Annotated in this window: 7 protein-coding genes; all 7 read right to left on the bottom strand. The window is 60.8% G+C overall.

All coding sequences use genetic code 11. The features are described 5' to 3' along the window. Positions 1-55: 55 nt before the first annotated feature. Positions 56-1,423, bottom strand: a complete 1,368-nt coding sequence (locus ACI38Z_RS00160) for a M50 family metallopeptidase (protein WP_439788165.1) — start codon at positions 1,421-1,423, stop codon at positions 56-58. Further along, the gene (gene dxr / locus ACI38Z_RS00155) at positions 1,423-2,610 is read right to left on the bottom strand and encodes a 1-deoxy-D-xylulose-5-phosphate reductoisomerase (protein WP_439788167.1); all 1,188 of its coding nucleotides are present in this window, start codon (positions 2,608-2,610) and stop codon (positions 1,423-1,425) included. The genes ACI38Z_RS00160 and dxr overlap by 1 nt, the downstream gene beginning before the upstream one ends. A gap of 8 nt (positions 2,611-2,618) precedes the next feature. Then, positions 2,619-3,617 (bottom strand): phosphatidate cytidylyltransferase, encoded by a 999-nt coding sequence (locus tag ACI38Z_RS00150; protein WP_439788164.1) that lies wholly within the window; start codon positions 3,615-3,617, stop codon positions 2,619-2,621. Then, positions 3,614-4,399 carry an isoprenyl transferase gene (locus tag ACI38Z_RS00145; protein ID WP_439788163.1) on the bottom strand — a complete coding sequence of 262 codons (786 nt, stop codon included), beginning with the start codon at positions 4,397-4,399 and terminating at the stop codon, positions 3,614-3,616. Before ACI38Z_RS00145 ends, ACI38Z_RS00150 begins: the two co-directional genes overlap by 4 nt. A gap of 1 nt (position 4,400) precedes the next feature. Next, positions 4,401-4,946 (bottom strand): ribosome recycling factor, encoded by a 546-nt coding sequence (gene frr, locus ACI38Z_RS00140; protein WP_439788162.1) that lies wholly within the window; start codon positions 4,944-4,946, stop codon positions 4,401-4,403. Between the two features lie 9 nt (positions 4,947-4,955). Next, positions 4,956-5,675 (bottom strand): UMP kinase, encoded by a 720-nt coding sequence (pyrH, locus tag ACI38Z_RS00135; RefSeq protein WP_439788161.1) that lies wholly within the window; start codon positions 5,673-5,675, stop codon positions 4,956-4,958. A gap of 172 nt (positions 5,676-5,847) precedes the next feature. After that, positions 5,848-6,720: a translation elongation factor Ts gene (tsf, locus tag ACI38Z_RS00130; protein ID WP_439788160.1), complete on the bottom strand. Its 873-nt coding sequence runs from the start codon at positions 6,718-6,720 to the stop codon at positions 5,848-5,850. Positions 6,721-6,747 lie beyond the last annotated feature (27 nt).

Below are 6,747 nucleotides of genomic sequence, written 5' to 3'. Positions count from 1 at the left end.
GGTGCCGTCACTTGCATCAGACATGAGTCATCACCTATCCAATAGTCCCGAAAATCTATCCAAACACAAGATGCGTGATGTCGTTCTTGAGTGCAAACACGAAGATGAACGCGAAGAACGCCAGGCCGACGTAGCTCACGATGGTCTGCGTGCGAAGCGACAGCGGCCTCCTAACGACAAGCTGGATGACCTCGATCAGGATCTTTCCGCCGTCGAGTGGTGGTATGGGAAGCAGGTTCATGAATCCCAGCGACATGGAAACCATGGCGATGAAGAGGAGAAGGTCGTTCGCGCCGCTTGCGGCCGCCTGGCTGGCAGCCGCCGATATCCCCACGACGGACGAGGCGCTGCTCAGAGTCTTCATGGTTTGCTGAGGGATGATGAGCTGCACCGCAAACTTCGCGACTGCGTGCCCGTACTGTAGGGCGGCGCTCGCCGCCTGCCAGACCGGAAGCCTGACCTGCTTGGACCTTGCGTCGATTCCGAAGGTCTTTATCTTCTTGCCGTTGACGCCCACGTTTGCCGTGTGGGTCTTGCCTGCACGCGCGTACGTTACGGAGAAGTCCTTGCCCGTGCCGAGCACGTTGTCGAGCGCCTTGACGATGCCGGTCCAGTCGTCCACGCTCGCTCCGCCTATGGCCGTGATGCGGTCGCCCGCACGAAGTCCCGCCTTCTGGGCGTATGAGTCCGGCTCCACCCCACCGAGCTTGTTTGAGTTGACGGCGGCGGTCACCCCGACGATCGAAAGGCTGGCCGTCACGATCGCGAAGGCGAGAACGACGTTCACGAGCGGACCGGCAAACAGGGTGAACACGCGCTTGAGAAAACCCTTCCCGAGGTAGGTGTGGCTCTTCTCGACCTCAAGCGCCGACTCCTCGTCCTCGACGGGACGTGGCTCCGCGTACGTGGTCGACCCCGGCTGGGCAAAGTCATGCCCGGAGTCGTACTCCGTGAGCATGTTGGCGTCACGCGCGAGGGTCTCGAACGCCTCCGGGAACGAGCCCTGGTTTGGGGACTCTCCCTTTTCCGGGTCGTAGTAGGGACGGATGCTCGCCCAGTCACAGAGCGTTGCGAGGAGGTCGTACGCACGGTCGATGTCCACGCCCAGCTCGGCGGCGACGTCAGTTGCGAGGACCCTGCCCTCGCGCTGCACTATTGAGAAGCACCTGGCAAGGAACTCGTCGCGGGTGCCCTCCATGCCACAGATTCGCGTGTATCCACCCAGCAGGATGGGCGTCACGCCAAACTCAGTGCCGTACTTGCGTGACTTCCTGCTCGCTTTGATGCGGCAGGGCATGCCAAGATAGAACTCCGTCACGCGCATGCCGCATGCGCGGGCGGCAAGAAAGTGGCCGCCCTCGTGCACGAAGACGAGGGCGGAGAGCACCACGACACCCCAGAATACGGCGGAGACGACGCCCATCAAGGGGCGATCCTCTCGAGCTGCGTCTGCGCCTCGCGTCGTGCCTGCGAATCGAGCTGTTCGAGCTGCTCGAGAGACTCCACCGGCGTGACGTCATGCTTCTCCATGACAGCCTCCACGATAGCCTCTATGTCGAGGAAACCGCACCTGCCCTGCCTGAACGCAAGGTTGGCGACCTCGTTTGCGGCGTTCATCACGCAGGGCAAGGTTCCGCCGGCGCGACCCGCCACCTTCGCAAGCCTGAGGCAGCCAAATGCGTCCTCATCGGCATGGCCAAAGCTGAAGTCACGCACGTCCCTGTAGTCGACCCTCTCGCTGGGGGTCTCCCAGCGCTCTGGGAAGCTCAGGGCATACTGGATGGGGATGCGCATGTCCGAGGGCCCGAGTTGCGCCTTCACGACGCCATCCGAGAACTCGACCATCGAGTGAATCATGCTCTGCGGGTGCGCGAGCACGTTGACCTGGTCGACCGGGACCTCGAACAGGTGATGCGCCTCGAGGACCTCGAGTCCCTTGTTCATGAGCGTGGCCGAGTCGATCGTGATCTTGCTGCCCATGCTCCACGTGGGATGCTTGAGCGCCATTGCCGCCGTGACGTGTGAAAGCTCTTCTCGTCCCATGCCGTAGAACGGACCGCCGGAACACGTGAGCCAGATGCGGTAAAGATCGCTCCGCTTCTCCCCCACCAGGCACTGGTAGATGGCGCTGTGCTCGGAGTCGACTGGGATGAGCTGACCGGGCCTCACGAGCGGCATGAGCAGGTCGCCGCCGACGACGAGGGACTCCTTGTTCGCGTACATGAGGGCCTTGCCCGCCTTGAGGGCCGAGTATCCCGCACGGATGCCCGCGAAGCCCACGACCGCCGAAACGACGCTGTCGACGTCGTCACGTCGGACGAGTTCCTCGAGGGCTTTGGGGCCAAAGGTGACCTCGACGTCCTTGGGCATCTCCGCGAGCGCGGGGTCGTTCCTTCTGGCCTCGTTCGCTATCACGACGTAGCGGCAGCCAAACTCGCGGGCAGCCTTCGCCGCAAAGCCGACGGAGTCATACACGGTTACTGCCACGACGTCCAGCTTGTCGGCATGCTGCCTGCAGACGTCAAGCGTCTGGCTGCCTATGGAGCCAGACGCACCAAGAATCGCTACGCGCTGCGGGCTGCGCCTCCGTGGTGCGTCGCCCGCATTCACGAATATACTCAAAGGATTCCTCCAAGTCTTAGCAGCAGGAATGCCGTCATGCCGCCAAAGAGAAGCGAGTCGGAGCGATCGAGCATGCCGCCGTGGCCGGGCATGAGGTTCCCGGAGTCCTTCACGCCCACGCCCCTCTTTAGACGAGACTCGAAGAGGTCGCCCGCGACGGCGGCGATGTTGACGAGCACGCCGCACACGATTGCATACACGAGGTTGATGTTCCAGACGCGAAGCAGGAAGACGATGATCCAGACCAGGACGCTGCCGGCGAGACCGCCCCAGAAGCCCTCGATTGTCTTGTTCGGCGAGATTCTGGGCGCGAGCTTATGCTTCCCGAGCTTCGAGCCAACGAAGTACGCCGTGGAGTCGCTCAGCCAGATGGAACCCATCACCGCGAAGGTGAGAAGGGCGCCCCTCCACGAGGGGAAGCTGTCCCTGATGATCACGATGCTCGAGAATGCAAGCGACGTGTAGATGGGCCCGAACACCGTGAGGGCGACGTCTCCCATGTTCGCGCGGGGAGTCGAAACGTACCAGCACGCGCACACGACGAGCAGGGCGAATATCACGAAGAACTCGGCATCGGAGATGTTGGAGAGCGGCGCGAACGGGAACACGGCGGCGAAGACGAGGGCGATGACGTCGTTTGGCATCCTGCCGCTGCGACGCGACATCTTGAGGAACTCCGAGCAGCACAGGAAGGCCATGACGGCAATGAGGATCGCAGTCGGCCAGGTACCGAGGAACAGGCACGCTACCGTACCGAGTGCGTATATAGCCCCAGAGACGACGCGGGCGTGCATCGCTGTGGGCTTGCCCTTGGAGCTCCGCTCGGCCTTCTCGGCCTTTGGCGTAACTTCAGCTGAGGACTCCTCGTACTTCTCGCCTGCGTCGCTATTGTTCGCGTCCTGCGGGACCTGGGCGTCCTCACGCTGGAAATCGTCCGATTTCTGGCTAACCTGCTCGGAAGAGCTCTCGGGACCCGGCATATTCTCATCGCTCACTTTGCTGTAACACCTCCGAAGCGCCTGTTCCTCCCTTGGAAGGAACGCACGGCCCTCAAGAATTCCCATCGGTCAAAGTCGGGCCACAACGTGTCGGTCACATAGAACTCCGTGTAGGCCAACTGCCAGAGCAGATAGTTTGACAGCCGTAGCTCGCCAGACGTCCTTATCAGGAGGTCGGGATCGGGTAGTCCAGCCGTGTAGAGATAGGACGAGAAGAGTTCCTCGTCAATGTCCGCAGGATCAAGCTCCCCCCTCTTCGCGAGCTCGCTGATTTCCCTGCAGGCCTTCACGATCTCTTTTCGTGCTCCATAGTTGACGGCCAACGCGAACGTCATGCCGTCATGGTCGGCGGTTTCGTCCAGACCCTCCTGAAAGACGGAGCGCGTCTCCTCGGGAAGCTGGCTCAGATCGCCAAGGAACCTCAGGCGCACGTTCTCCTGGTGGAAGAGCGGGAGTTCCTTCAGCAGCGTCGTCGCGAACAGGTGCATCAAAAGGTTGACCTCGCGTTGCGGACGCTTCCAGTTCTCCGTTGAGAACGCGTACACGGACAGCACGTCGAGTCCCAGCCTCACGCTCGTGGTCACCGTTTCGCGCAGCGAGTCGACGCCCGCGACGTGCCCCTCGGACCTGTCGAGGCCCCTCGCCTGCGCCCAACGGCCGTTGCCGTCCATGATTATCGACACATGCCTTGGGATGCGCTCGAGGTCAACGTCGGAAAGTCTTATGTCGTCAGGGGCCTCCGCGTAGAAGGCCCTCAGCTTGTCCAGGTCACGTTGCACGCTAGATCTCCATGACCTCTGCGGTCTTCTCCTTCAGAAGTGCGTCGATCTTCGCGACGTACTCGTCCGTCACCTTCTGAATGCTCTTCTTCTCGCGGTTTACGTCGTCCTCGGACATCTCCTCGTCCTTCTCCGCATCATGTATGGCATCACGACGAGCGTTGCGGACGGCGACACGAGCCTCCTCGGCATACTTGTTGCAGTCCTTCACGAGCTCCTTGCGGCGCTCCTCCGTCGGCTTGGGGAACGGAAGGCGGATGGAAACGCCATCGTTCGAGGGGGTGATGCCAAGGTCGGAAGCCTCGATTGCCTTCTCGATGGCCTTGAGGGCCGTCTTGTCCCACGGCTCGATCACAAGCATCGACGCTTCGGGGACCTTGACGCCGGCGAGCTGCGTAATGGGCGTGGGCTGGCCGTAATACTCGACGCTGATGCCATCGAGCACGTGTGCGTTCGCGCGGCCCGTGCGGACCTTGCTGAAGTTGAACTTCAGTGCGTCAATCGATTTGTTCATGCTCTTCTTTGCAGAGTCTGTGAAGGTGCTCATGTCTCTCTCCTACTCGTCTACGACGGTGGTTCCTACGTTCTCGCCGCGAAGCGCACGGTCGAAAATCCCATCTCCATCAAGGTTGAAAACCATGATCGGCATGTGGTTGTCATGGCAGAGCGCCGTTGCCGTAGCATCCATGACATGGAGATCCCTGTTAAGGACATCCATATAGGTAATGGTGTCGAACTTCTTGGCATTCGGGTTCTTCATGGGGTCACTGTCATAAATGCCATCGACCTTGGTCGCCTTCATGAGCACCTCGGCGCCAATCTCGCAAGCCCTGAGTGCTGCAGCCGTATCGGTTGTGAAATACGGGTTGCCCGTTCCGGCCGCAAAGATGGTGATGCGACCCTTTTCCAGGTGCCGTATCGCCCTCCTTCTGATGTACGTCTCGGAGACCTGATGCATCTCGATGGCGCTCATGACCCTGCATACCATTCCGTTGTGCTCGAACGTGTCCTGTAGCGCAAGGGAGTTGATGACGGTCGCCAGCATGCCCATGTTATCGCCCTGGGCGCGATCCATCCCCGCTGCCGCCCCGGAGAGACCACGAAAGATGTTCCCGCCGCCCACGACGACGGCAATCTGGAGCCCAGCGTCATACGCTGGCTTCAGCTCCTTTGCGATTCTCTTGGGAACCTCGGGGTCGATGCCGAAATCCTTGGATCCCATGAGTGCCTCGCCCGAAAGCTTCAGGAGAACGCGCTTGTACTTGTAATCGGACAATCCAGGCCTCCAGTCGTTGTTCGAGGTGCGTCTGCACGTGCCGCGCCCCGCTTGTTAGATTTTAGCAAAGCGTCAATAGAGACACGCATCCAATAGGTAACCTGTGGTGACGCGACATATGAAAGGAGCCGACGCTTGAACGCCGGCTCCCAATCTTGGCAAAAACTTGTAACTACTCGCCGAAAGCGAAGCGAACGAACTTCACGACCTTGATGTCGTCGCCCACGTTCTTGGAGACCTTCTTGGCGAGCTCGTTGATGGTGACGCCGGACTCCTTGATGGACTCCTGCTCGGTGAGGCAATTCTCCTTGTAGAACTTCTCGAGCTTGCCGAGGGCGATCTTCTCCTGGATGAACTCGGGCTTGCCGGACTCGGCAGCCTGGGCCATGTAAATGCCCTTCTCGTGCTCGAGAACGTCCGCAGGAACGTCCTCGCGACGTGCAGCGACGGGGTTGGCAGCAGCGACCTGCATCGCAACGTCGTGCGCGAAGCTCTTGAACTCCTCGTTGGAGCCCGTCTCGGCCTTGCCGTACGTGAACGCGACGATGTCAGCGAGCTTGCCGTTGTGGTGGACGTACTTCGCGAGAGAACCGTCCTCGGCGACAATGCGCTTGAAGCGGGCGATCTTCATGTTCTCGCCAATGACGTGAATCATCTCGGTGAGCTCGTCAGCAACGGTGTGCTCGCCCATGCTGCAGGCCTTGAGAGCCTCGACATCGGCGGGATCGTTCTCTGCAACAACCTTAGCGAGGTCGTTTGCAAAGCCGACGAACTTCGGGTTGGTGCCGACGAAGTCGGTCTCGCAGGTGAGCTCGAGAAGAGCACCGGTCTTGGCGTCGTCAGAGAGATACGCAGCGACGGTGCCCTCGTTGGTCTCGCGGCCAGCGCGCTTGACGGCCTTAGCGACGCCCATCTTGCGGAGGACGTCGACGGCCTTGTCGATGTCGCCGTCGGCCTCGACGAGAGCCTTCTTGCACTCCATCATCGGGGAGTCGGTCATCTCGCGAAGCTGCTTTACGAGAGCAGCGGTAATCTTGGTTGCCATGGTATGCACTCCTTTGTCTCTACTTTA

The sequence above is a fragment of the Parafannyhessea sp. genome, from assembly GCF_051876455.1.
Taxonomy (GTDB): Bacteria; Actinomycetota; Coriobacteriia; order Coriobacteriales; family Atopobiaceae; genus Parafannyhessea.
This window is presented reverse-complemented; position numbering and strand designations above follow the sequence as displayed.